The 26,567-nt window shown below is 63.5% G+C and carries 20 protein-coding genes; 5 read left to right on the plus strand and 15 right to left on the minus strand.

The features are described from left to right. Nucleotides 1–28: 28 nt before the first annotated feature. From coaBC to U1H99_RS03885, 12 genes are all read right to left on the minus strand, one after another. Nucleotides 29–1,246: a bifunctional phosphopantothenoylcysteine decarboxylase/phosphopantothenate--cysteine ligase CoaBC gene (coaBC, locus tag U1H99_RS03830; RefSeq protein WP_323141207.1), complete on the minus strand. Its 1,218-nt coding sequence runs from the start codon at nt 1,244–1,246 to the stop codon at nt 29–31. A 23-nt stretch (nt 1,247–1,269) separates the two neighbouring features. Further along, nucleotides 1,270–1,785 carry a signal peptidase II gene (lspA, locus tag U1H99_RS03835; protein ID WP_323140429.1) on the minus strand — a complete coding sequence of 172 codons (516 nt, stop codon included), beginning with the start codon at nt 1,783–1,785 and terminating at the stop codon, nt 1,270–1,272. A gap of 72 nt (nt 1,786–1,857) precedes the next feature. Next, nucleotides 1,858–4,737: an isoleucine--tRNA ligase gene (ileS, locus tag U1H99_RS03840; RefSeq protein ID WP_323140430.1), complete on the minus strand. Its 2,880-nt coding sequence runs from the start codon at nt 4,735–4,737 to the stop codon at nt 1,858–1,860. A gap of 89 nt (nt 4,738–4,826) precedes the next feature. After that, nucleotides 4,827–5,798: a bifunctional riboflavin kinase/FAD synthetase gene (locus tag U1H99_RS03845; RefSeq protein ID WP_141832429.1), complete on the minus strand. Its 972-nt coding sequence runs from the start codon at nt 5,796–5,798 to the stop codon at nt 4,827–4,829. A 212-nt stretch (nt 5,799–6,010) separates the two neighbouring features. After that, nucleotides 6,011–7,240 carry a tetratricopeptide repeat protein gene (locus U1H99_RS03850; RefSeq protein ID WP_323140431.1) on the minus strand — a complete coding sequence of 410 codons (1,230 nt, stop codon included), beginning with the start codon at nt 7,238–7,240 and terminating at the stop codon, nt 6,011–6,013. A 70-nt stretch (nt 7,241–7,310) separates the two neighbouring features. Next, nucleotides 7,311–7,742 (minus strand): ExbD/TolR family protein, encoded by a 432-nt coding sequence (locus tag U1H99_RS03855; RefSeq protein ID WP_323140432.1) that lies wholly within the window; start codon nt 7,740–7,742, stop codon nt 7,311–7,313. Nucleotides 7,743–7,858: 116 nt separating this feature from the next. Further along, nucleotides 7,859–8,284: an ExbD/TolR family protein gene (locus U1H99_RS03860; RefSeq protein ID WP_323140433.1), complete on the minus strand. Its 426-nt coding sequence runs from the start codon at nt 8,282–8,284 to the stop codon at nt 7,859–7,861. A gap of 2 nt (nt 8,285–8,286) precedes the next feature. Further along, on the minus strand, nt 8,287–9,216 hold the full coding sequence (locus tag U1H99_RS03865) for a MotA/TolQ/ExbB proton channel family protein (RefSeq protein WP_323140434.1): 930 nt from the start codon (nt 9,214–9,216) through the stop codon (nt 8,287–8,289). 83 nt (nt 9,217–9,299) lie between these two features. After that, complete coding sequence (locus U1H99_RS03870; protein WP_141832435.1) at nt 9,300–9,965, minus strand: energy transducer TonB; 666 nt, start codon at nt 9,963–9,965, stop codon at nt 9,300–9,302. A 711-nt stretch (nt 9,966–10,676) separates the two neighbouring features. Continuing rightward, nucleotides 10,677–12,206, minus strand: a complete 1,530-nt coding sequence (locus tag U1H99_RS03875; RefSeq protein ID WP_323140435.1) for a SpoVR family protein — start codon at nt 12,204–12,206, stop codon at nt 10,677–10,679. A 36-nt stretch (nt 12,207–12,242) separates the two neighbouring features. Next, nucleotides 12,243–13,511 (minus strand): YeaH/YhbH family protein, encoded by a 1,269-nt coding sequence (locus U1H99_RS03880; RefSeq protein ID WP_323140436.1) that lies wholly within the window; start codon nt 13,509–13,511, stop codon nt 12,243–12,245. Between the two features lie 216 nt (nt 13,512–13,727). Then, nucleotides 13,728–15,650 (minus strand): PrkA family serine protein kinase, encoded by a 1,923-nt coding sequence (locus U1H99_RS03885; RefSeq protein WP_323140437.1) that lies wholly within the window; start codon nt 15,648–15,650, stop codon nt 13,728–13,730. 629 nt (nt 15,651–16,279) lie between these two features. On the opposite strand from U1H99_RS03885, the gene U1H99_RS03890 reads away from it, so the two are divergent. From U1H99_RS03890 to bla, 5 genes are all read left to right on the plus strand, one after another. Beyond that, nucleotides 16,280–17,290 (plus strand): adenosine deaminase, encoded by a 1,011-nt coding sequence (locus tag U1H99_RS03890; protein ID WP_323140438.1) that lies wholly within the window; start codon nt 16,280–16,282, stop codon nt 17,288–17,290. Between the two features lie 32 nt (nt 17,291–17,322). Beyond that, entirely contained in the window at nt 17,323–19,866 is a 2,544-nt protein-coding gene (locus tag U1H99_RS03895; protein WP_323140439.1) for an ABC transporter permease, read from the plus strand. Nucleotides 19,867–20,018: 152 nt separating this feature from the next. Next, nucleotides 20,019–20,423, plus strand: coding sequence for a group II truncated hemoglobin (locus U1H99_RS03900; protein ID WP_323140440.1), 405 nt, complete (start codon nt 20,019–20,021; stop codon nt 20,421–20,423). Between the two features lie 33 nt (nt 20,424–20,456). Continuing rightward, entirely contained in the window at nt 20,457–21,803 is a 1,347-nt protein-coding gene (locus U1H99_RS03905; RefSeq protein WP_323140441.1) for a DNA recombination protein RmuC, read from the plus strand. 85 nt (nt 21,804–21,888) lie between these two features. Then, complete coding sequence (gene bla / locus U1H99_RS03910) at nt 21,889–22,767, plus strand: subclass B3 metallo-beta-lactamase (protein ID WP_323140442.1); 879 nt, start codon at nt 21,889–21,891, stop codon at nt 22,765–22,767. Nucleotides 22,768–22,846: 79 nt separating this feature from the next. Here the strand turns inward: bla and U1H99_RS03915 are convergent, their stop codons facing one another. From U1H99_RS03915 to moaA, 3 genes are all read right to left on the minus strand, one after another. Further along, nucleotides 22,847–23,380: an REP-associated tyrosine transposase gene (locus U1H99_RS03915; RefSeq protein ID WP_323140443.1), complete on the minus strand. Its 534-nt coding sequence runs from the start codon at nt 23,378–23,380 to the stop codon at nt 22,847–22,849. Nucleotides 23,381–23,469: 89 nt separating this feature from the next. Continuing rightward, nucleotides 23,470–25,350, minus strand: coding sequence for a molybdopterin molybdotransferase MoeA (gene moeA, locus U1H99_RS03920; protein ID WP_323140444.1), 1,881 nt, complete (start codon nt 25,348–25,350; stop codon nt 23,470–23,472). 23 nt (nt 25,351–25,373) lie between these two features. After that, nucleotides 25,374–26,495, minus strand: a complete 1,122-nt coding sequence (gene moaA, locus U1H99_RS03925; protein WP_323140445.1) for a GTP 3',8-cyclase MoaA — start codon at nt 26,493–26,495, stop codon at nt 25,374–25,376. Between the last annotated feature and the right edge of the window lie 72 nt (nt 26,496–26,567).

Here is a 26,567-nt window from a genome sequence, read left to right on the forward strand (position 1 = left end):
GGCTTGCTTAGTAAAGCGTGTTGAATGGTCAGTCCAGCAGCGAACGCTGTTCCAGGCGCTTGGCGATTTCGGACACCAGCTGACGCGCCAGCGCCAGCTTGCCTGCGCGCGGCAGGACCGTGTGGCCGCTGTCGTCGAACAGCACGATAGCGTTCTCATCCTGCCCGAAGGTCTGCGGGCCGATATTGCCAACGAGCAAGGGTATGCCCTTCTTTTCGCGTTTGACGGCGCCGAATTCGATCAGGTTCTGCGATTCGGCGGCAAAGCCGACGCAGTAGGGCCAGCCGCTCAGCGAGGTGGTGGCGGCCACGCTGGCGAGGATGTCGGGATTCGGCGCAAACTGCAATTGGGGCGCGGCGCTGCCGTCCTTCTTGATCTTGTGCTCGCTCGCGTTCTCGACGCGCCAGTCGGCCACCGCCGCCACGCCGATGAACACGTGCTGGCCGGCGACGCCCGCCATCACCGCGTCCAGCATCTCCTGCGCGCTGCGCACGTCGATGCGGCGCACGCCGTGCGGCGCATCGAGGGCGGTCGGACCGGATACCAGGGTCACCTCGGCGCCGGCTTCGCGCGCCGCGCGTGCGATCGCATAGCCCATCTTGCCCGAGGACAGATTGGTGATGCCGCGCACCGGGTCGATCGCTTCGTAGGTCGGTCCGGCCGTGATCAGGACGCGCTTGCCGGCCAGGACCTTCGGCTGGAACGAGGCAATCAATTCTTCCAGCAGTTCGTGGGGTTCCAGCATGCGGCCCATGCCGGTCTCGCCGCAGGCCTGGGAGCCGGCAGCGGGGCCGAAGATGCCGATGCCGTCGTCGCGCAACTGGGCCACGTTGCGCTGGGTCGCCGGCTTTTCCCACATCTCGACGTTCATGGCCGGCGCCACCAGCAGCGGCACCGTGTGCGGACGCGCCAGGCACAGCGTCGACAGCAGGTCGTCCGTGGCCCCGTGCGCCAGCTTGAAAATGAAATCGGCCGAGCAGGGCGCGATCAGGATCGCGTCGGCGCCGCGCGTCAGGTCGATGTGGGCCATGTTGTTGGGGATGCGGCCATCCCACTGGTCGGTATACACCGGATGCCCGGACAGCGCCTGCATCGTCACCGCGCCGATGAAGTGGGTGGCGGCGTCGGTCATCACGACCTGCACGCTGGCCCCTTCCTTGGTCAGGGCGCGGCACAGTTCCGCGGCCTTGTAGCAGGCCACGCCGCCGGACAGGCCGAGGACGATCTTCTTGCCCTTCAGGTCCATGCTCATGGAATTTCCTTCCGTATTTACTTCTTGTTCACCCGACGCAGCTCGTCGACGATGAACAGGAAAGCGCCGAGACAGATCGCGCTGTCGGCAATATTAAAGGCCGGGAAGTGGCCGATGCCGCGCCAGTAGAAATCGAGGAAGTCGATCACGTGGCCGTAGGCGACGCGGTCGATCAGGTTGCCGAGGGCGCCGCCCATGATCAGCGCCAGCGCCCAGCAGAACATGCGCTGGCCGGCGTGCTTGCGCAGCAGGTGCAGGATGAAGCCGACCGCCACCAGCGCGATGGCGCCGAAGAACCAGCGCTGCCAGCCGCCCTGGGCCGCCAGGAAGCTGAAGGCCGCGCCCGGGTTATATGCCAGCACCAGGTTGAAGAAGCTGGTGATCGGCTTTTCTTCGCCGTGCATGAAGGTGCGCGTGATGGTGATCTTGGTGATCTGGTCGACCAGGATCACGATGAAGGCGACGCCCAGCCAGGGCAGGAGGCTGGAACCGGCGGCGGCGCCGGACGATGTTGATTTTTTTTTGGTGGCCATGTCGATGGAGAGGATGGGAACTCGCGGAGCGCCTGCACCCGGACGTGCCGGATGCAGGACACTTTTTTTTATTTACGCGAAGCGGCGCTTCTCACCGCTGCCGAACAGGTTGCTCGTGCAGCGGGCGCACAAACCCGGGTGGGCCGGGTCGTGGCCGACGTCGCGGCGGTAGTGCCAGCAGCGCTCGCACTTCTCGGCGTCCGACGGGGTCACGGCCACGGCTTCCTGGGCCGCGTCCTCGACCTGCTCGACGCTTGCCTGCGAGGTGATGAACACGAACTTCAGGTCGTCCTCCAGGCTGGCCAGCGCGCGGTACTTGTCGCCCGCCGCCTTCAGCGCCAGTTCGGCCTGCAGCGAGGAACCGATCGCACCCGAACCGCGTACTTCTTCCAGCTGCTTGGTGACGTCGTTGCGTACGCTCCTGATCAGCGCGTACTTCTCCAGCAGGGCGGCGCTGTCCGCGATTTCCGGGAAGGCCCACAGGGTCTGGGTGAAGATGGTGTCGTCGGCCTCGGCAAAGGCCTTGTCGCCGGCGAACACGGCCCAGGCTTCCTCGGCGGTGAAGGACAGGATCGGTGCCATCAGGCGCAGCAGGCTGTGCGCGATGTGCCACAGCGCGGTCTGGGCCGAGCGGCGCGCCAGCGAATCCACGCCGGTGGTGTACAGGCGGTCCTTCAGCAGGTCGAGGTAGAAGCCGCCCAGGTCTTCCGAGCAGAAGATCTGCAGGCGCGAGACCACCGGGTGGAATTCGTAGCGCTCGAAGTGGGCGGCAACGTCCGCCTGCAGGCGCGCGGTTTCGGCGATCGCATAGCGGTCGATCTCGAACATCTCGGCCACCGGCACGGCGTTGACGGCCGGGTCGAAGTCCGAGGTGTTCGCCAACAGGAAGCGCAGCGTGTTGCGGATGCGGCGGTAGGATTCCGTCACGCGCTTCAGGATCTCTTCGCCGATCGACAGCTCGCCGGTGTAGTCGGTCGACGCGACCCACAGGCGCAGGATGTCGGCACCGAGGGTATCCGAGATCTTTTGCGGCGCCATCGTGTTGCCGAGCGACTTCGACATCTTCTTGCCGTTCTCGTCGACCGTGAAGCCGTGGGTCAGCAGCGCCTTGTACGGCGGACGGCCGTTCAGCATCGACGAGGTCAGCAGCGACGAGTGGAACCAGCCGCGGTGCTGGTCCGAACCTTCCAGGTAGAGGTCGGCCGGGAACGCGGATTGTTCCTTGTGCGAGCCGCGCAGCACGGTCTGGTGGGTCGAGCCGGAGTCGAACCAGACGTCCAGGGTGTCGCGGTTCTTTTCGTAGGTGTCGGCCTCAATGCCGAGCAGTTCGCGCGCGTCCAGCTGGTGCCATGCGTCGATGCCGTTCGCTTCGATCAGCTTGGCCACCTGTTCCAGCAGTTCCGGGGTGCGCGGGTGCAGCGCGCCGGTTTCCTTGTGGATGAAGAAGGCCATCGGCACGCCCCACTGGCGCTGGCGCGACAGGGTCCAGTCCGGACGGTTGGCGATCATGCCGTGCAGGCGCGCCTGCCCCCAGTCCGGGAAGAATTGCGTTTCCGCGATGCCGGCCAGCGCGGTCTCGCGCAGGGTCGGGCCGCCGTCCTTCGGCGTGATGTCCATGCCGGCGAACCACTGGTTGGTGGCGCGGTAGACGATCGGGGTCTTATGGCGCCAGCAGTGCATGTAGCTGTGCTCGAACATCTTGAATTCGAACAGGGCGCCGGCTTCGGTCAGCGCCGCGACGATCGGCTTGCTCGCTTCCCAGATCGTCATGCCGCCGAACAGCGGCAGGGTGGCGGCGAAGCGGCCGTCGCCCAGCACCGGCTTCAGGATGTCCTCGTCCTTCATGCCGTGCGCCTTGCACGACTGGAAGTCTTCGATACCGTAGGCCGGCGCCGAGTGGACCACGCCGGTGCCGCTGTCGGTGGTGACGTAGTCGGCCAGGTAGACCGGCGAAGTGCGGTCATAGAACGGATCGGCGGCGTGCAGCGGGTGCTTGAAGCGGATGCCGTCCAGCTGGGCGCCCGTGGTCTCGGCGACGATCTCGCCTTCCACCTTGTAGCGCTGCAGGACGGATTCGACCAGGTCCTTGGCCAGGATCAGCAGCACCGGTTTGTCGTTACGGACGGTCTTCACCAGCGCGTAAGTGACTTCCGGGTGCGCGTTCAGCGCCTGGTTCGACGGGATGGTCCACGGGGTCGTGGTCCAGATCACGATGAAGCCGTCACCGGCCGGCAGTGCGTCCAGGCCGAAGGCGGCGGCGAGCTTGTCCGGTTCCGCGAACGGGAAGCCGACGTCGATCGCCGGGTCGCGCTTGTCCTGGTATTCGACTTCCGCCTCGGCCAGCGCCGAACCGCAATCGAAGCACCAGTTGACCGGCTTCAAGCCGCGGTAGACATAACCCTTGTCCAGCAGCGTGCCGAGGGCGCGCAGCTCGTCGGCTTCGTTACCGTAGGCCATGGTCATGTAAGGGTTGTCCCATTCGCCGAGCACGCCCAGGCGGATGAAGCCGGCGCGCTGGCGGTCGATCTGCTCGAGCGCGTAGGCGCGCGCCTTTTGCAGGACCTCGGCGGTCGGCAGGTTCTTGCCGTACAGTTTTTCGATCTGGATCTCGATCGGCATGCCATGGCAATCCCAGCCCGGCACGTAGGGCGCATCGAAGCCGGCCATGGTGCGCGATTTGACGACCATGTCCTTCAGGATCTTGTTGACTGCGTGGCCGAGGTGGATGTCGCCGTTGGCGTAGGGGGGACCGTCGTGCAGGATGAATTTCGGACGGCCGGCGGCGGCCTTGCGCACGCGCTCGTAGATTTTCTTGTCTTGCCATTGCTTGACCCAGCCCGGTTCGCGTTTGGCGAGGTCGCCGCGCATCGGGAAGGGGGTATCGGTCATGTTGACCGGGTATTTGTTTTCGGGCTTCTTGGCGCCTTTTTGGCCTGGTTTGGTATCGGACATAGGACTTTTCTAAGGTGGACTGCTGTTGGGTGCGAACATGGACAAGCAGGGCGCGGCGGCCGAAGCCGCGGCGCCGCGGATGACGGTGTTCAAATTCGATCGGTGGCGGTGAGGGCGCCGGCGCGCTGGGCGAACCAGGCACGCGCCTGTTGGGCGTCGCGCTCGATGGCGGCCGTCAGCGTGGGCAGGTCGACGTATTTTTCCTCGTCGCGCAGCTTGGCGAGGAATTCCACTTGCACCAGCTTGCCGTAGCAGGGCTGGTTATAGTCGAACACGTGTACTTCGAGCAGCATGCGGCCCGCGTCCTCGACGGTCGGACGCACGCCCAGGCTGGCGACGGCCGGCAGCGGCTGCGGTCCCAGGCCGTGCACCTGCACCACGAAGATGCCGGCCAGGGCCGGGCGGTGCACCACGCGCAGGTTCAGCGTCGGGAAACCCAGCGTGCGGCCCAGCTTGGCGCCGTGGATCACGTGGCCGGACATCGAATACGGGTGGCCGAGCAGGGCGCGCGTGGCGTCGAAATCGGCGGCCGCCAGCGCGCTGCGCACGGCCGAGGACGAGATGCGGGTGGCGTCGTGCAGCACGGCGGGCAGGCTGTGCACTTCGAAGCCGTACTCCTTGCCGGCTTCGGCCAGCAGGGCAACATTGCCGGCGCGCCGGGCGCCGTAGCAGAAATCGTCGCCCACCATCAGCCATTTGACGTGCAGGCCTTCGACCAGCACGCGCTCGGTGAATTCCCGCGGCGACATGGCGGCGAAATGCTCGTTGAAATGCTCGACGATGACGCGGTCGATGCCGGCATTCGACAGCGATTCCAGCTTGTCGCGCAGGTTGGCAATGCGGGCCGGGGCCTTGGACAGGTCCCCGCTGCGCTGCGCAAAATATTCGCGCGGATGCGGCTCGAACGTCATCACGGCGGATTCCAGCCCGAGGCGCCGCGCACTGGCGGTCACGTGGGCCAACAGCGCCTGGTGTCCGCGGTGGACACCGTCGAAGTTGCCGATCGTGAGTGCGCACGGGGCACGCGCCCTGTCGTTGGGAAGTCCGCGAAATACCTTCATTGGATGATTCGTGCTCCGAGGCGAAATACCAGATTATACGGCAACTGCGATGTTGCAAAGCGCAATGGCCGAAAGCACGGGGCAGGGGAAAGGCATGCGCAGTGGGCCGCGTCGGGTCGCGTAAACGTAAAAAGCGCCGCCTGCGGGAACGCGGGCAGCGCTTTGGAGGCACTGCCGCATGGGCGGCAGTGCGTGCCGGATGGCGCGTTGACTTACGCCAGCGGCTTGTTGATGGCCATGATGAAGTAGCGGGCCAGTTCGGCGGTGCCGTCCTTGCCGCCCACGCCTTTCAGCGTGTTGATGGCCTGCTGCTTCTTGCCGGCGACGGCGTAGGCTTCGCCCAGGTGCAGCTTGGCATCTTCCGGGTACTTCAGGTTGCCGGCCTTGATGGCGGCTTCCATCATCTTGAGGCCCTTGTCGGCCTGGCCCGACTGCACCAGGCTGTAGCCCAGGGCGACCAGGCCGTCGTTGTCGTTGGCCTTGGTCAGCGCGGCTTCGTCGGCGGCGGCGGTCTTGTTCTGCTCGGCCAGGGTCTTCTCGGCCAGGTCCTTCAGGCGCTGGTGACGCGCGGCGTCGGCACCGGTACCCAGTGCGCCGGCCTTGTAGCCCTTGTCGATGATCTTGATCGCTTCGGCCGGGGCCTTGGCCTGCAGGACCAGCTGGGCCATTTCCATGTACTCGCTCGGCTTCTTCAACAGGCCGTTGGCCAGCTTCAGGCGGTAGATGTCGACGGCCAGGCGGCCGGAGAAGCCAGGCTTGCCTTGCACGCGGTTCAGCAGGTCGGTCCAGTACTGGGCCTTCGGATAATTCGCGGCCAGTTTCTCGATGGTGTTGACGTAGCCGACCTTGTCGCCCTTCTTGAGCTGGATGTTGGCGAGCATGCCGAGCTGGTCTTCGCTCATGCGGCCGTTCTTCTCGGCATTGCGCAGTTCGGTTTCCAGGGCGGCGGTGTTGCCCTGCTTGTAGTAGTTCTGCAGCAGGTAGGCGCGCAGTTCGGGATCGTCGCGTTCTTTGAGCTGGGCCTGGATGGCAGCGTTTGCCTTGCCCAGGTCGCCACCACGCATGTAGATGCCGATGAGGCCTTTCGACATCTGGGCTTTTTCGGAGGCCGACAGCTTGCCGGAGCCGATCAGGTATTCGAAGGACTTGGCGGCGGCGGCATAGTCACCTGCGCTCGAGGCGGCACCGGCACGGGTGCGTTCGATCAGGTAAGTTTCGTTTGCCGACTTGTTGCCGACCTTGTCGAGGTCATGCAGACGGTTCAGGGCTTCCTTGTTCTTGCCCTGCTTCATCAGTTGCTGCGCTTCTTGCAGCGGCTTGCCGACTTCGGGACGGAGGGTCTCGGCGGCGTAGGCCGGGGCCAGGCCAACCACCGGGACGGCGGCGGTGAATCCGAGTGCGGCCAGTGCGAGGCCGAGGTGTGCGAGGCGGAACTTGGACATTATCGACATTCTTTCATTCAAAATAGACACGGCAGGGAAACCCTGCCGTGTTCATTATAGCCAAAGCGATTTACTGGAACTGTTCGTTGCCGACCATACCGATCTTGGTGACACCAAGACGTTGAGCCGACGCCATCACCCCAGCGACAACCTTGTACTCGACCAGCTTGTTCGGACGCAGATGCACTTCCGGCTGATCGGCCATCGCCGCCACGTTGGACAGCTTGGCTTCGAGAGTGGCGCGATCCGGGATCGGGGTGTTGTCCCAGAGGACAGTACCATCGAAGTCCACGTCGATCGTGACCACTTGCGGCTCGTTGGTCGACGGTGGCGGAGTGCCGACCGGCATGTTCAAGTTGACCGAATGGTTTTGCTTTGGAATGGTGATGATCATCATAATGATCAGCACCAGCATGACGTCGATCAGCGGCGTCATGTTCATTTCCATCATCGGTTCCGGATCGGCGCTTGCGCCTCCGGGTGAACCAACGTTCATAGACATGAGTGCTTCCTTTCAAATCTTGGGAACCAGCCCGATACGGGTTTCCCGCGAGGGATCTTCCTATACCGGGCTGCGGGGTCATCATCGGAAGAGGGGCGGGCCCCTCTTCACTTCGATCAGCCCTTATCAGGAATTTCGGTGATGAAGCCGACTTTCTGAATCGCCGCACGCTGGGCCGTGTAGAGCACCCTGCCGATTGCTTCGTAGCGGGTTTCCTGGTCGCCACGAATCTTCACTTCCGGCTGGGGCACTTTCACCGCTTCTTTCTTCAGGAATTCGAAGAGTTCGTCGGTATTGGCCAGCTTGTGCTGGTTCCAGTACATATCGCCATCCTTGTTGACGACAATGTTCACGTCTTCCGGCGTGGTTTTAGCAGTCTGGTTGGTCTCGACGGGCAGTTTGATCTTCTGCAGTTTAAGAACAACCGGGCTGGTGATCAGAAAGATGATCAGCAGAACCAACATCACGTCCACGAGGGGCGTGGTGTTGATCTCTGACATGACGGTATCTTCTCCGCTATCGGAGCCAACACTCATCGACATGATTAGCCAACCTTTTTAGTGCCAGCGACAGCGCGGGCAGCTTCCGAGGTGTGCATTGCGCCCGAGATCAGGACGGAGTGCACGTCGGCGCTGAACGAACGGACGTCTTCCATTGCGGTCTTGTTACGACGGACCAGCCAGTTGTAGCCCAGAACGGCCGGAACTGCAACGAACAGACCGAATGCGGTCATGATCAGTGCTTCACCCACCGGACCTGCAACCTTGTCGATCGACGCGTTACCGGTCATACCGATGTTGGTCAGTGCGTTGTAAATACCCCAGACGGTACCGAACAGACCGATGAACGGTGCGGTCGAGCCGACGGTTGCCAGGAACGACAGGCCATCCTGCAGACGCGACTGGACTTTGTCCACAGCGCGCTGGATCTGCATGGTGGTCCAGGTCGACAGGTCGATCTGCTCGAGCAGGGCGCCGTCGTGGTGCTGGGTTGCCTTGGTGCCGGTTTCAGCGATGAAGCGGAACGGCGAGCCTTCGGTCAGTTGTGCCGAACCGGCAGCGATCGACGGTGCTTTCCAGAACTTCTGGTTGGTTTCCTTCGACTGACGGAAGATCTTCGACTGGTCGATCAGCTTGGTGATCAGGATGTACCACGAACCCATCGACATCAGGGCCAGGATGATCAGGGTGCCGCGCGACACGACGCCGCCTTCCCACACGGCCTGGATGCCGAACGGGTTCTCGACTTCTTCTTTCTTGCCTTCAGCTGCGGCCGGGGCGCCTGCAGCCGGAGCTGCTGCTGCGTCGGTAGCCGGTGCTGCTGCAGGTGCTGCTGCGTCAGCCGCAGGAGCTGCCGGGGCGGATGCTGCAGCCTGGTCTTGGGCCACGGCCGGTGCGGACACCAGCGCCGAAGCTGCCGTAACCGAGAACAGGACAGCCGCCAGCAGAGCGGACAAACGGGTATTCTTAAACATGCTTCCTCCAAAAATTAAAATGAACAGTTCGCTGAACAGATGACAACGAAAATCACAGTTTGAGACGTTGCTGCCGTCCCGGTTTATTCCAAAGTCCAGACGTACTGCACTGCTACCCATGCTTGTTGGGGCGCCCCATCAACCATTGCTGGCTTGAATCGGCATTTACCAAGAGCTGACTGCGCAGCTTTATCCAGATCGCGGAAGCCACTCGACTTCGCCATCTTGGAATCCATCACATGACCATCCACGCCAATCAGGAACGAAATGGTCGACACACCCGTTTCTTCATTACGCAGCGACGATTTCGGGTATTCCGGTTTCGCGCAGGTGTTGAAGTCTGCCACTGCCTCGGTACGCGAAGGACCCTTGGCCGGTGCTGCCGGTGCCGGAGGGGCCGGCTGTGCCGGTGGCGTGCGGTTGATCTCCGTCGTTGCCGGTTTCGCAGTGGTCGTGTTAGCGATCACATTCTGCGGCGGCGGCGGGGTCTGCACCTGCACTTCAACCGGCGGGATGAATGGAGGCGGTGGAGCCTTCATTTCCGGCGGTGGCGGCGGGGGCGGAACATCCGGTGGTGGCGGCGGTTTCACTTCCTCGATAATCTTGGTCTCCACTGGTTCCATCATCTTGGCGACCATGCGCTTTCCGAGACCGGTAACCAGCCCGTAAGCGACAATCAGGTGCAAGACGATAACAATGGCGATACCAGTGAAATTCTTCCCGGCGTTCTTCTCTTGCGAAAAATTCATCCTGCTTTCTCCAATACCAACCTTTTTTGTTGCTACCAAACCCACTAAACACGACAAAATGCTAAGAGCCGCATCCGGGACATCGGCGAATTATACCTACGAATTCTTTTTTGCACATACATTTTTATGCCCTCAAAGAGAGGCTATTTGCCTGTAAAAACAAGCAAACAAGCACATCAGTATGAAGAATCCGCAGGCCCATCGACGACGCAAAAACTTAGCCGTTTAACAATGTCAAGTGGTGCCCTTTTTTGATGCGTGGAAGATCAGGCAATAGAGACCTTCTGCCAAATTTTCCATGCTGAATTTGCTACTTAGCAAATATATGGTGAAACCGTCGTGGTGTTTCTGCTAACTATAACCAATTTACATGCCAGTGGGTGTCCTGTTGAACAAAAAACCCTTTAAAAACAAGGCGAAAGCCATAAGAGGACCTTATATGGATATCGGCTCTTGATATGGCTCAGTGTGCATGTAAGATGGTTTTTGAACAATATCAGATAAGTAACGTAATGACGAGAAGCGCTCTCTCAATCGGGCGACCCTGTTCGACCACGAATGTTTGCGCTCGCACCAAGCAGGTGCCGGGGCACGCGGGCGCGGCACGCTGGCGGTGCACTCTATATATAGAGGGAGATGGCGCGGTCGCTGCAGCAGCCGAAAAAAAGCCCGCACGGAAGGGTACGGGCGGAGGGAAAGAAAGCCTGGACCTCAGTAACGCGCGCGCTTTTCGCGCCGGCACTCGAGGCTGCTTACCACGCGGCCGGATGGGTCGACGGTTTCGAGGCGCACGTCGAAGCCCCATAGGCGGGCCACGTGCTTCAGTACTTCATGCGCCTGCTGGTTGAGCGGACGGCGCTGGAATTGCGTATGGCGCAGGGTGAGGGCGCGGTCGTCGCGCGTATTCACTTGCCACACCTGGATATTGGGTTCGCGGTTGCCCAGGTTGTACTGCTCGGCCAACTGCTGGCGCACGTAACGGTAGCCGGCTTCGTCGTGGATCGCCGAAATCGTCAATTTGTCGCTGCGGTCGTCGTCCAGCACGGCGAAGAAGTGGAATTCGCGGATCAGCTTGGGCGACAGGTACTGGGCAATGAAACTTTCATCCTTGAAGTTGCGCATGGCGAAGTCCAGCGTCTTGATCCAGTCGCTGCCGGCAATGTCCGGGAACCAGGTGCGATCTTCCTCGGTCGGATTCTCGCAGATGCGCTTGATGTCCATCATCATCGCGAATCCCAGCGCGTAGGGATTGATGCCACTGTAATAAGGGCTGGTGGCGGCCGGCTGGAACACGACGTTGGTATGGCTCTGCAGGAACTCCATCATGAAGCCGTCGCCGACGATGCCTTCCTTGTGCAGCTCTTGCAGGATGGTGTAGTGCCAGAAGGTGGCCCAGCCCTCGTTCATCACCTGGGTCTGGCGTTGCGGATAGAAGTATTGCGAGATCTTGCGCGAGATACGCACCAGCTCGCGCTGCCAGGGTTCCAGCAACGGCGCGTACTTCTCGATGAAGTACAGCAGGTTTTCCTCGGGCTCGACCGGGAAGCGCGGCGGTGCGGCGGCATCCTTCTGGGTTTCCTCGCGGCGCGGCAGCGTGCGCCACAGCTCGTTCACCTGGGACTGGATGTATTCCTCGCGCTCCTTCTGGCGGTTCTGTTCCTGCGCAACCGACAGCTTGGCCGGCCGCTTGTAGCGGTCGACGCCGTAGTTCTGCAGCGCATGGCAGGAGTCGAGCACGTCTTCGACGGCGTCGATGCCGTGCCGCTGCTCGCATTCGGCGATGTAGTTCTTGGCAAAGACCATGTAGTCGACGATGGCGTCGGCATCGGTCCAGGTGCGGAACAGGTAATTCCCCTTGAAGAAGGAGTTGTGGCCATAAGCGGCGTGGGCAATCACCAGCGCCTGCATGGTCAGGCTGTTTTCCTCCATCAGGTAGGCGATGCACGGATTCGAGTTGATCACGATCTCGTACGCCAGGCCCATCTGGCCGCGCTTGTAGCTTTTTTCCGTGCTGAGGAAGTGCTTGCCGAAGGACCAGTGGTTGTATGACACCGGCATGCCCACCGAGGTGTAGGCATCCATCATTTGTTCGGCAGTGATGATTTCGAGCTGGTTGGGGTAGGTGTCCAGGCCGAACTTTCTGGCCACCCGGCGGATTTCCTCGTGCGCCTGTTCGATCAGGTCGAAGGTCCACTCCGACTGTTCGGGCAGGGCGCGCGGGTTGTTGGGATCTCTTGGCATGAGCGGGCCTCGCTTTGCATTGCTGCTGTCTACCGTTTATTTGGGCTGCTTCTTGAACAGTTCACGGAACACGGGATAAATATCGGCCGGCGTCACGATCTTCTGCATGGCGAAGTTCGGATGCGTGGTCGCCACTTCGGCATACTGCTCCCACAGGTTCTGGGGCGGACCGTCGGTGATCTCGACATAGGTGTAGTACTGCACCCGGGGCATGATCTGGCTGTTGAGGATCTGCTTGCACAGCACCGAGTCGTTGTCCCAGTTGTCGCCGTCGGACGCCTGCGCCACGTAGCTGTTCCAGTCGCCGTTGCTGTAGCGCTCGGTAACGATCTTGTTCAGCATGTGCAGCGCCGAGGACACGACCGTGCCGCCGGATTCGCGCGAATGGAAGAACTCGTTCTCGTCGACCTCGGCCGCGGCCGTGTGGTGGCGGATGAAGACCACTTCGATCTTTTCGTACACGCGCTTCAGGAACAGGTACAGCAGGATGAAGAAGCGCTTGGCGGTGTCCTTGCGGCTCTCGTCCATCGAGCCCGATACGTCCATGATGCAGAACATCACCGCCGCGGTCGACGGCTTCGGGATCTTGATCCGGTTGCTGTAGCGCAGGTCGATCGGGTCGATGAAGGGGATCGCCAGCAGCCGCGTGTGCAGGTGGTGGATCTTGTGCTTGAGTTCGAGGACTTGCGGGTCGTCGTCCTCGGCACCGTTCTCGCGCAGTTCGCGCAGTTCGTGCTCGAGCGCGGTGAGTTGCTTGCGCGACGGTCCGCCGACGGCGATGCGGCGTCCCAGCGCCCCGCGCAGCGAGCGCAGCACGTGGATGTTCGAGGGCGTGCCGGAGATATTGTAGCCGGCGCGCTGGTTCTTGAATTCGACGACCTGGGTCAGCTGCGTCTTGATCATGTTCGGCAGCTCGAGATCCTCGAAGAAGTAATTCATGAATTCTTCGCGGCTCAGTTCGAAGATGAAATCGTCTTCGGTGGTCTGCTCGCTGTTGCCCGCCTTGCCGCGGCCGGCGCCGCCGCCGCCGCGCGGACGGTTGAACTGGTCGCCTTTCTGGTATTCGGTATTGCCGGGGTTGACGGTCTCCCAGACACCGCCATGCGCGTGTCCGAAGCGGGGTTCGTTCACGTCCTTGACGGGAATCGAGACCTTTTCGCCATTTTCGATGTCTGTGATCGAGCGACCCTTGATCGCCCGGCCCACCGCATCCTTGATTTGCGCCTTGTAGCGGCGCAAGAAGCGTTCGCGGTTGACCGCAGACTTGTTCTTGCCCTGCAAGCGTCGGTCGATGAGGTAAGTCAAAACAGGCCTCCTGCTCAAATTCGCGGCGGGCCGGAATACCACCCGGTCCCACTATAGTAACGCGCCACGGCGTTACGTGGTTGGCATACCGGACTTTGGTGGGACAGGGACTACACTTCAAGCGCGCCCATCCACGGTTCCGCCAACCATCCTCTTGTCGAGGTAGCTTGGGAGCATCCCCCCCACGCGTTACGCGTGGACGGGGACTCCTTCCACCTACGAGGATTTACGTACCCGCAGATACCACTCGCACAACAGTCGCACCTGTTTCGGCGTGTAGCCTTTCTCGACCATGCGCGCCACGAAGTCGGCATGCTTGGTCGCGTCCTCGGCGCTCGCTTTGGCATTGAACGAAATCACCGGCAGCAATTCCTCGGTATTCGAGAACATTTTCTTCTCGATCACGGTGCGGAATTTTTCGTAGCTGGTCCAGGCCGGATTCTTGCCACCGTTGGTCGCACGCGCCCGCAAGCCGAAGTTGACGATCTCGTTGCGGAAATCCTTCGGGTTCGAAATGCCGGCAGGCTTTTCGATCTTTTCCAGTTCGGCATTCAGCGATTCACGGTCGAAGCTTTCGCCGGTATCCGGATCGCGGAATTCCTGGTCCTGGATCCAGAAGTCGGCAAAGGTCACATAGCGGTCGAAAATGTTCTGGCCGTATTCCGAATAGCTTTCCAGGTAGGCGGTCTGGATTTCCTTGCCGATGAAATCGACGTAGCGCTGGGCCAGGTGCTCCTTGATATACGACATGTAGCGCTGTTCGGTCTCCGGCGGGAACTGCTCGCGCTCGATCTGCTGTTCGAGCACGTACAGCAGGTGCACCGGATTGGCGGCCACTTCGGTGTTGTCGAAGTTGAAGACCTTGGACAGGATCTTGAAGGCAAAGCGGGTCGACAGGCCGTTCATGCCTTCGTCGACGCCGGCATAATCGACGTACTCGTGCATCGACTTCGCTTTCGGATCGGTGTCCTTCAGGTTTTCGCCGTCGTACACCAGCATCTTCGAATAGATGCTCGAGTTTTCCGGATCCTTCAGGCGCGACAGGATCGCGAATTGCGACATCATGCGCAGGGTGCCCGGCGCGCACGGCGCTTTATCGAGCGAGGAATTGCGCAGCAGCTTGTCGTAGATCTTGATTTCGTCCGACACGCGCAGGCAATACGGCACCTTGACGATATAGATCCGGTCGAGGAAAGCCTCGTTGTTGCGGTTGTTGCGGAAGGTCTTCCATTCCGATTCGTTGGAGTGGGCCAGCACGATGCCATCGAAGGGAATCGCGCCGAAGCCTTCGGTGCCCTTGTAATTGCCTTCCTGGGTCGCGGTGAGCAGCGGGTGCAGCACCTTGATCGGGGCCTTGAACATTTCGACGAATTCCATCAGGCCCTGGTTCGCCAGGCACAGGCCGCCTGAATAGCTGTAGGCGTCCGGATCGTCCTGGGAATAATCCTCGAGCTTGCGGATATCGACCTTGCCGACCAGCGAAGAAATATCCTGGTTGTTTTCGTCGCCCGGTTCGGTCTTGGCGATCGCGATCTGTTTCAGGATCGACGGATAGCGCTTTACGACGCGGAACTTGTTGATGTCGCCGCCGAATTCATGCAGGCGCTTGACCGCCCACGGGCTCGGCACATTGCGCAGGTAGCGGCGCGGAATGCCGTAATCTTCTTCGAGAATGGCGCCGTCTTCGGTTTCGCTGAATAGCCCGAGCGGCGATTCATTGACCGGCGAACCCTTGATCGCGTAAAACGGCACCTGCTCCATCAGCGATTTGAGCTTTTCGGCGATTGATGATTTGCCGCCGCCCACCGGGCCCAGCAAATACAGGATCTGCTTGCGTTCTTCCAGGCCCTGGGCCGCATGGCGGAAATAGGAAACGACCTGCTCGATCACTTCCTCCATGCCGTAGAACTCGCGGAATGCGGGATAAATCTTGATGACCTTGTTGGCGAAGATGCGCGACAGGCGCGGGTCGAGGCGGGTATCGACCAGGGTAGGTTCGCCGATGGCGGCCAGCATGCGCTCGGGAGCGCTGGCGTAAGTCAGGGGATCCTTCTTGCAAAGCTGAAGATACTCGGACAGCGAGTATTCCTCTTCGCGGGTACGCTCATAGCGGGCTGCGTAGTTATCAAAAATGGTCATGTGAATGTCCTCTAATGTGCTAACACTGATCACTGTCCGGCAGCCGATGAAAGACGGTTGCCCAAGCCCGGCCGGATGAGACTTCCGCAGCATGGTGGAATGCTGCCCGCCGGGGTCGCCATCGAAGTTTGGCAGCCAGGAAACCTGACACGAAACGGAAGGCGATGTTCTTGTCGTCCGGTTTTTTGAGGGCCGCGGAAAAAGCTGCATGCAACAATTTCCATGACGTGCACCGGTTGGTTAGCGCCCGCTGAGAGCGTCTTATTACGCTTATGAAATTTATTATGTGCCTATTAGTTCCCGAAGTCAAAACCGTGTCACATTCTTGTGTGATCTGATTCCAAGTCCTTGAAACGAATAAGGAAATAAGGTTTTTGAAGAGTCCGGTGCGATGGGGTTGCAGGCCTCTGTACATTGTTCGGATGGGGCTGGCAGGTGGGACTTTTGGCGCCACGAGAACCCATCAGATTTATCAAATGGTAAATGGATAGTGCACCATCTTGCTAAGCAGTGGCGCACGCATATCGCGTCGCGATTTACAAAAATTCCAGAGTGAAATGAGCCTTGTCCGCGCATGCGCTACACTCTCTTCCAATGCCCGAAACGGCCCGATCCACCGCGGAGATCCCATGCTGAACGAACCCTTGCGCCGCATGTTGCAGGCGATGCCTAAAGCAGAATTGCACATCCATATTGAGGGCTCGCTCGAGCCCGAACTGATATTTGAGTTCGCGCAAAGGAACGGTGTTTCGCTCCCCTATGCCTCGGTCGAAGCGTTGCGTCAGGCGTACGCTTTCACTGATCTGCAATCGTTCCTCGATATTTATTATGCGGGTGCAAGCGTTTTGCTGACCGAGCAGGACTTTTACGACATGACCGCGGCCTACCTGGCGCGTGCCGGCGCCGACAACGTGCGCCATACCGAGATCTTCTTCGATCCGCAGACCCACACCGCGCGCGGCGTGCCGTTCGAGACCGTCGTCAACGGCATCTGGCGCGCCTGCCAGGACAGTCCGGTAAGCGCCAGCCTGATCATGTGCTTCCTGCGCCACCTGTCCGAGGACGACGCCCTGGCCACGCTGGAACAGGCGCTGCCGTACCGGGAGAAGATCATCGGCGTCGGCCTCGATTCGTCCGAACTCGGCCACCCGCCCGAGAAATTCGCGCGCGCGTTCGAGCGCGCACGGGCGCTTGGCCTGCACCTGGTCGCGCACGCGGGCGAGGAGGGGCCGCCGAGCTACATCGAAAGCGCGCTCGACGTGCTGCACGTGGAGCGTATCGACCACGGCGTGCGCTGCCTCGACGACCCGGCCCTGGTCCAGCGCCTGGCGCGCGAACGCATGGCGCTGACCGTGTGCCCGCTGTCGAACATCAAGCTGCGCGTGTTCGACGTGATGGGCAGCCACAGCCTGCGCACGCTGCTCGACGCCGGCCTGGCGGCCACCGTCAACTCCGACGATCCGGCCTACTTCGGCGGCTACGTCAACGACAACTACCTGGCCGCGTTCGAGGCGCTGCCGCTGGACGCCTCGCACGCGCGCCAGCTGGCCGTCAACAGCTTCGAGGCCGCCTTCCTGGCGCCGGCGCAGAAGCGCGCCTTCCTCGACGAAGTCGAGCGCTTCTTCGCGGCCGCCGCATAACGCAAGGTACACAGGTACAAAGGGATATCGCCATGCGGCTGCCGTTACTGACCCAAACCCTGCGCATGACCGCGCGCGACTGGCGCGCCGGCGAGCTGCGCTTCCTGCTGGTGGCGCTGGTCGTCGCCGTGTCGGCGCTCACCGCGGTCGGCTTTTTCGTGGACCGCATGCGCAGCGGCCTGAATCGCGACGCCCACCAGCTGCTCGGCGCCGACCTGCTGGTGAATGCCGACCAGCCGCTGCCGCCGGCGTGGCGCGCGGAGGCACAGCGGCGCGGGCTGGTGCTGGCCGATACCGTCACCTTCCCCAGCATGGCCCAGGCCGGGGAGGGCCAGGACTCGCAGGCGGTGCTGGCCTCGGTCAAGGCGGTGTCCGCAGGCTACCCGCTGCGCGGCCAGCTGCGTACCACCACCAGTCCGGACGATGCCAGCGAAGCGCTGGGCGACGCCGCCGAGGGCATCCCGGCAGCCGGCACGGTGTGGGTCGACGTCAACCTGCTGCCGCCGCTTCGCATCAAGGTGGGCAGCACCATCCAGCTGGGCGACAGGAATTTCAAGGTGGCGCGCCTGATCGCGACCGAACCGGACCGCGGCGCCTCGTTCTCGAACTTCGCCCCGCGCGTGATGCTGCCGCTGGAAGATTTGAAGAGTACCGGCCTGGTCGACAATTACGCGCGCGTGACCTACCGCATGCAGGTGGCATCGGCCTCGCCCAACGACATGGCGCCGATCGCCGGCTACGAGCGCTGGCTGCGCGCGCGCATCGAGGCCGACAACGTGAAAGGTGTGCGCATCGAGACCCTGGAAAACGGCCGCCCCGAGATGCGCAGCACGCTCGACCGCGCCGAGCGCTTCCTGGCGCTGGTCAGCCTGCTGTCGGCGATGCTGGCGGCGGTGGCCGTGGCGATGGCGGCGCGCCGCTTCATGCAGCGCCACCTCGACGCCTGCGCCATGCTGCGCTGCCTCGGCATGACCCAGAACCAGGTCGGGCTGATGTTCCTGCTCGAATTCGCGCTGGTCGGCCTGGCCGGCAGCGTGCTCGGCGTGCTGGCCGGCTTCGGCGCCCACTTCGTGCTGCTCGAGATGATCGGCAACCTGATCCCGGCCGAGCTGCCGCCGGTCTCGATCCTGCCGGCGCTGCAGGGCATTGCCACCGGCATGCTGCTGCTGGTCGGCTTCGCGCTGCCACCGGTGCTCCAGCTGCGCAACGTGCCGCACAACCGCGTGATCCGGCGCGAACAGGCGGCGCCGCAGCCGATGGCGCTGGTCACCTATGGGCTGGGCATCGCCGTGTTCTTCGGGCTGCTGCTGTGGCAGGCCGGCGACGTGCGCCTGGCGATGCTGACCGCCGGCGGCTTCCTCGGCGGCCTGGCCGTGTTCGCGCTGGTCGGCTGGCTGTGCCTGCAGGCGCTGCGGCGGCTGCGCGGCGCCGCCCGTCACCAGGGCTGGCGCTTCGCCATCACCTCGCTGCAGCGGCGTCCCGGCGCCACCATCGTGCAGATCGTGTCCCTCTCGCTGGGCCTGATGGCGCTGCTGGTGCTGACCGTGGTGCGCGGCGACCTGATGCAGGCCTGGCGCCTGTCGACGCCGCCCGATGCGCCGAACCGCTTCATCATCAACATCCAGCCCGACCAGAAGGATGCGGTCGCGCGCCAGATCCGCGGCGCCGGCGTCGCGGAGCTGCCGCTGTACCCGATGATCCGCGGCCGCCTGACGGCGGTGAACGGCAAGGAGGTGACCGCCACCACGTACACCGATCCACGCGCGAAAAGCCTGTCGGACCGCGAATTCAACCTGTCCAGCGTGCCGGACCTGCCGGCCGGGAACGAGGTGGTGGCGGGGCGCTGGTACGACGACAAGCCGGGCATGGCCGAAGCCTCGGTCGAGCAGGGCATCGCCAACACGCTGCGCCTGAAGCTGGGCGACACGCTGCGCTTCGACATGGGCGGCCTCGCGGTCGATGCCAGGGTGACCAGCCTGCGCAAGCTGGAGTGGGGCTCGATGCGCGCCAACTTCTTCGTGATCATCAACCCGGCCGCGATGCGCGACGCGCCGACCACCTACATGACCGCGTTCCGCCTGCCGGCCAAGGGCATCGGCCTGGCCAACACGCTGACGCGCCAGTTTCCCAACCTGACCGTGGTCGACGTCAGCGGCATCATCCGCCAGCTGCAGGAAGTGCTCGACCAGGTCGTCACCGCGGTCGAGTTCCTGTTCCTGTTTACGTTGGCCTCGGGCGTGCTGGTGCTGTACGCGGCGCTGATGGGCTCCCAGGCCGAGCGTACGCGCGAAGCCGGCCTGCTGCGCGCGCTGGGAGCCACCCGCGGCCAGCTGGCGCAGGCCCAGCGCATCGAGTTCGCGCTGGTCGGCGGCTTGTCCGGGCTCCTGGCGGCGTCGGGCGCCGCCGCGCTGGGATGGGCGCTGGCCGAGTACCAGTTCAAGTTTCCCTGGCATTTCGATCCGACCGTGTGGGTGGCCGGGCTGGTGGTGGGCGCGGCGTGCGCGCTGATCGGCGGCTGGCTGGGCCTGCGCAATGTGTTGCGCCAGCCGCCATTGCAGACCTTGAGAGAAGCGTAGGGTGGACGGCTCTGCCGTCCACGCGGAGATACGCGACGGATGCGATATGGTGCACGCCATCGGAGGGACGATTGATCACGTGGCGCTTGAACGCGTGGACGGGAAACCCGTCCACCCTACCCGCAACGTCGCCGCCGCGTTATGATTGACGGATGCCTGATACCGATAACACCCAAGAACGTACGCTGTACGAGATCATCGGCGGCGAAAGCCGCCTGCGCGAACTGGTCGACCGCTTTTATGACATCATGCAGCTGGAGGCCGATTTCGCCGGCATCCACGCGATGCACCCGGTCCCCAACGACAGCTCGCGCGAGAAGCTGTTCATGTTCCTGTCCGGCTGGATGGGCGGCCCCAATCTCTTCATCGAAAAATACGGCCACCCGATGCTGCGCGCGCGCCACCTGCCGTTCGCGATCGGCACCAGCGAGCGTGACCAGTGGCTGCGCGCGATGGCGATGGCGCTGGAAGACCTCGGCTACGACTACGACCTGCGCCTGCGTTTGATGACCGCCTTCTTCCAGACCGCGGACTGGATGCGTAATCGGCCGCACTAAGAAGCCGCACTAAGAAGCCGCACCGAGAACACCATGTCCACCATCGAATTCATCGTCCTCGCGATCGGCCTGGCGGCCGTGATCGCGCTGCAGTTTGTCCTGCTGGCGCGCAGCCGCGCCGGCACCAGGAACGACGGCTCGGCCCAGGCCTTCGAGCGCCTCGAGCGCGAACTGCGCCACGAACTGCAGGCCAGTGCCCAGGCCACGCGCCAGGAACTCGTCGCCCACCTGGCGCAGAACCAGGGCGCCACCGCCCAGCAGCTGGAAGCCATGCGCCAGCAGATCCAGATGCACGCGGCCGGCGGCCGCGAAGAGCAGGCGCGTACCCTGAAGCGCTTCGCCGACACCCTGAACGGTGCGCTCGCCAACCTGACCGAATCGAATGCCCAGCGCATGCTCGAAGTGCGCGCCACGCTGGAATCGAAGATCCGCGACCTGCAGAACGACAACGGCAAGCGCCTGGAAGAGATGCGCCAGACCGTCGACGAAAAGCTGCACGCGACGCTCGAGACCCGCCTCACCGAATCGTTCCGCCAGGTGTCGGACCGCCTGGAGCGCGTGCACCAGGGCCTGGGCGAGATGCAGCAGCTGGCGGTCGGCGTCGGCGACCTGAAACGCGTGCTCACCAACGTCAAGACGCGCGGCACCTGGGGCGAAGTGCAACTCGAGATGCTGCTCGAGCAGGTGCTGACGGTCGACCAGTACGCCAAGAACGTCGAGACGGTGCGCGGCACCAATGCGCGCGTCGAATTCGCGATCAAGCTGCCGGGCACCGTCGACGGCGGCCCGCCATTGTGGCTGCCGATCGACGCCAAGTTCCCGAAAGAGCAGTACGAGCGCCTGGTGGACGCGGCCGACAGCGCCGATGCCGATGGCGTCGCGCGCTTCGGCGCCGAGCTGGAACGCGCGGTGCGTAACGAAGCGAAAACCATCTGCGACAAATACGTGTCGCCGCCGCAGACTACCGACTTCGCGATCCTGTTCCTGCCGACCGAAGGCCTGTATGCGGAGGTGATGCGCCGGCCCGGCCTTGCGGACGATTTGCAGCGCACGCTGCGCGTAACCATCGCCGGCCCGTCCACCCTGACCGCGCTGCTCAACAGCCTGCAGATGGGCTTCCGCACGCTGGCGCTGGAAAAGCGCTCGTCCGAGGTGTGGCAGGTGCTGGGCGCGGTGAAGACGGAATTCGGCAAGTTCGGTGACGTGCTGGCCGCCACCAAGCTGACGCTGGAGCGCGCCGCCAAGAACATCGAAAGCGCCGAAGTCAGGAGCCGCCAGATGGCGCGCAAGCTGAAATCGGTGGAAGCGTTGCCGAACGAGGCGGCGCAGCTGATGCTGGGCACGGCCGAATCGTCCGCAGCCGCCGAGCGCGACGACTGAACGGGGCGCTGGACGTCACGCCGGGCCGGCGTTTCGTCACACCGCAGGCGGGCGGGCAGGGAGGCTGCCCTACAATAGGATCACCATGAAAACCACTCTCCGCCATCTCCTTGCCGCCGCCCTGTGCGCCTCCGCGTTGACCGCGCCCGTGCTGGCCGCCGACTGGAACGGACCGCAGGAACCGTTCGCCCTGTTCGGCAACACCTATTATGTCGGCACCGCCGGCCTGAGTTCGGTGCTGATCACCTCGAAGGCCGGTCACATCCTGATCGACGGCGCCACGCCGCAAGCCGCGGCGCAGATCGCGCAGCACATCCGCCAGCTCGGCTTCCGGGTCGAGGACATCCGCTACATCCTGACCTCGCACGAACACTTCGACCATGCCGGCGGCATCGCCGAACTGCAGAAGCTGAGCGGCGCGACCGTGCTGACCAGCCCGGAAGCGCTCAAGGTGCTGCGCACCGGCCAGGCCGACAAGGGCGATCCGCAATACACGGGTCCGGACGGGGACCTGCCGCCGATGACGCCCGTCGCCAAACTGCGCGCGGTGCGCGACGGCGAAGTGGTCACGCTCGGCCCGCTGGCCGTGACCGCCCGCTTCACGCCCGGCCACACCCGCGGCGGCACCAGCTGGACCTGGCGCGCATCGGAAGCCGGCAAGACCGTCGACCTCGTCTACGCCGACAGCCTGAACGCGGTCGCCGCCGACGGCAAGCGCTTCGACGGCAACCCGGGCTACCCGACGGCCCGCGCCGACATCGAACGCTCGATGGCCACGGTGGAAGGGCTGAAATGCGACGTGCTGGTGTCGGCGCATCCCGAATTCAGCGGACTGTGGGAGCGCAAGGCGAAGCAGCCACAGATGGGCAACACGGCGTTCATCGATGGGAATGCGTGCCGGGCGTACGTCGCTACAGCCCGTGTTCGCTTGCAAAAAAGACTCGAACTGGACGCGAAAATGTAGGGTGGACGGCTCAGCCGTCCACGCGTGCGACCACCGCCAGCAATCTCGAATATCCGCCGGATCCCACCGGTATGGCGGATCATTCGAAATCCAAACCGTCCAATTCCGGACCCCCGCCCCAATCCGCAGCATATAACCCGGCCTTCACCCATCGTCCAAACGTCGAATACGGCCATGCCACGACACGCTCGACATGCCCATGTTTGACCGGATTGAAATGCACGTAATCCATATGCCGTTGCATATCGAGGTCATCGCGAATTTGATGCTCCCAGAAACGCCGTTGCCAGACGGTTGCCTCACCCCGTTTCAGGCCCGATATGCTCGGGCACATGCGATATGCATCACCACAGGCGTAAGACACACGATGTTTGATTTGTGACCAGCGTTGCGAAAAATCCGTATCGTCCGCCGGCAATGTCCAAATGCAATGCAGATGATCGGGTAATAGTACCCAGGCATCGATTGTGAAAGGACGAAGGGTGCGTACGGCATGGAGCGCATCACGTAGCGCCGTACGGATCATCGGGTCGCACAAAATCGGGCGTCGATGATAGGCAACGACCGTAAAGAAGAAGGTGGTACCAGTGTTAGCGCGGCGGTATCGGGACATCGGCGCAGTATGGCCGGGTGATGCCGGAAGCGCATGCGGCGGATCAACGGTGAGTTGGACGCGTGGACGGCGGAGCCGTCCACCCTACGTCAAATTAAACCTTCGAACAGTAATACGTCTACCATGTCGCCTGCTGCGATATTGCCCTGCTCGTCATGCAGCACCACCATGCAATTCGCCTCGGACATCGAGCGCAGGATGCCCGAGCCCTGCGATCCGGTGATGCGCACTTCCGGCTGCCCGTCGGCGCCGCGCGCCAGGATGCCGCGCTGGTATTCGGTGCGGCCCGGTTTCTTGCGGATGGTGGCGCTGGAACGCGCGCGCATCAGTTCCAATGGCGCCTCGGCGCCCATCATGCGCAGCAGCGCTTCGCGCGCGAAGAAGTAGAACGAGACCATCACCGCCACCGGATTGCCCGGTAGCCCGAACAGGAAAGCGCTGCGCCCGTTCGAGCCGATGCGGCCGAAGGCCAGCGGGCGGCCCGGGCGCATGCCGATCTTCCAGAAGGTGACGTCGCCCAGGCGCGCCATGATGTCGCGCGTGTAGTCGGCGGCGCCGACCGAGACCCCGCCCGAAGTAATGATGGCGTCGGCGCTTTCGCAGGCATCAACCAGGGCCTGCTCGAGCGCCTGCGGGTCGTCGCGCACCACGCCCATGTCGATGATGTCGCAGCCGAGGCGCTGCAGCATGCCGTAGATGGTGTAGCGGTTGCTGTCGTAGACGCAGCCTTCGCCGAGCGGCTGGCCGATCGAGCGCAGTTCGTCGCCGGTCGAGAAGAAGGCGACGCGCAGGCGGCGCCGCACCGGTACCTCGGCCACGCCGAGCGAGGCCAGCAGCCCGAGGTCGGCCGGGCGCACGACCTTGCCGGCGGCCAGCGCGGCACTGCCCAGCTTCAGGTCTTCGCCGGCGAAGCGGCGGTTGTCGCCGGGACGGATCACGCCCGGCGCCAGGACGACCGCGTCGCCATCCACCTGCACGAATTCCTGCGGCACCACGCTGTCGCAGCCGGCCGGCATCACGCCGCCGGTCATGATGCGGATGCATTCGCCGGCCTGCGGTGTACCGTCGAAGGCGCGGCCGGCATAGGTGGTGCCGATCACGCGCAGGCGGGTGGGGGCGTCGGGCAGCAGGTCGGATCCGCGCAGCGCGTAGCCGTCCATGGCCGAATTGTCGTGCGAAGGCACGTTGATCGGCGAAACGACGTCAAGCGCCAGCACGCGTCCGAGCGCAGCGCGCAGCGCGACCTGTTCGGTGGCGCGCACCGGCGTCACGAAGTCGCGGATGATGCGCTGGGCATCGCGTACCGGCAGGGCGTCCGGGTCGTAGCTGGACAGGCAGCTGACGACGTCGGCCAGCCGCGGCGAGGGTTTGGCTTGAGGGGCCGGATCGAGCTGCTGCAGCTCTTCCCGGGTATTGATGTTGCGGAAGGCGTCGGCATCCTCGAACAGCACCTCGGCCACCTTGATCTGCGGGTACCAGCCGTCCATGCGCCGGCCGCCGGCCGCCAGGTAGGCGGACAGCACCGGCGCCAGGCTCGCCTTGAGCAGGCAGAACACCGGATGCGGCTGGCGCAGGCCGTTTTCTTCGGTGACGGCGACGGCCAGGTCGGCGTCGCTGCGCTGCAGGCCCTCGAACAGGCGCGCGGCCAGGTCGGCCGGCAGGAAGGGCGAGTCGCAGGGCGCCGTCAGCAGGTAGGGCGTGGTGCAGCGGCGCAGGCCCGCCTCCAGCCCGGCCAGCGGACCGGCGAAGCCGGGCGTATCGTCCGGCCATACCGGCACGCCGAAGGCGGCATAGGTGTCGAGGTTCTGGTTGGCGTTGATGGCCAGCGTGGCGACTTGCGGTGCCAGGCGCGCCAGCACGTGCGCGGCCATGGTGGTGCCGCCGAACGCTTGCAGGCCCTTGTCGACGTGGCCCATGCGCGTGCCGCGTCCGCCGGCCAGGAGCAGGCCGCTGATCGATTCCTTGTTCATCCCGTTATTTTATCCGACCCCGGTTAGCCGCCAATATAGGACATTTCGATACGCTTCTGGCCGGTTGCGCCGCTGCGCTCCAGCCCGGCCGTCTTGATGGTGCGGGTCTCGGAATAGCGGTCGGCGCGCTTGCGCCACAGCTGGGCGATTGCGGACGACAGCTCGGCATCGCTGCGGCCCTCGCGCATCAGCGCGCGCAGGTCGTGGCCGCGGGTCGCGAACAGGCAGGTGTACAGCTTGCCCTCGGTCGACAGGCGGATGCGCGAACAGTCCTGGCAGAACGCCTGGGTGACGCTGGAGATCAGGCCGATCTCGCCCTGGCCATCCTGGTAGCGCCAGCGCGCGGCGGTCTCGCCGGCGTAGTTGGCGCTCACCGGCACCAGCGGCATCTCGGCCGAGATGCGGCGCACCACTTCGCCCGAGGGCACGACTTCATCCATGTTCCAGCCGTTGGAGGCGCCCACGTCCATGTATTCGATGAAGCGCAGGATATAGGGCGTGTCTTTGAAATGGCGCGCCATCGGCAGGATCTGGTCGTCGTTCATGCCGCCCTTGACCACCATGTTGACCTTGATCGGGCCGAGGCCCACGGCGTGCGCCGCCGCCATCCCGTCTAGCACGTCCGATACGGCGAAGTCGACGTCGTTCATGCGCCGGAACACCGCATCGTCGAGCGCATCGAGCGAGACCGTGACCCGATCCAGACCCGCATCCTTCAGCGCCTGCGCCTTGCGCGCCAGCAGCGAGCCGTTGGTGGTCAGGGTCAGGTCGAGCGGCCTGCCGGACGGCGTGCGCAGGGCGCGCAGCTGGGCGATCAGACCCTCGATGTTCTTGCGCAATAGCGGTTCGCCGCCGGTCAGGCGCAGCTTTTCGACCCCATGGGCGACGAACAGCGCGGCCACGCGCGTGATTTCCTCGAAGCTCAGCAGCGAGGCGTGGGGCAGGTAGGCGTAATCCTTGTCGAACACTTCCTTCGGCATGCAATACACGCAGCGGAAGTTGCAACGGTCGGTGACGGAGATGCGCAGGTCGTGCAGCGGTCGCGCGAGCGCGTCGGACAGCAGCCCGGTCGGAGCTTCGAGCGCGTCCGGGACGGGCAGGGACGGCGCCCTGGCATCTGCCAGCATAATGATTTTTTCAGACATTTCGTTACGATAGCACGGGGGACGAAAGCGCACAGGACACGGCCATATTTACAGGCCTGAATTGGGAAGGGA

Origin of the sequence: Massilia phyllosphaerae, assembly GCF_034659755.1 — a bacterium.
GTDB classification, from domain to species: Bacteria; Pseudomonadota; Gammaproteobacteria; order Burkholderiales; family Burkholderiaceae_D; genus Telluria; species Telluria phyllosphaerae.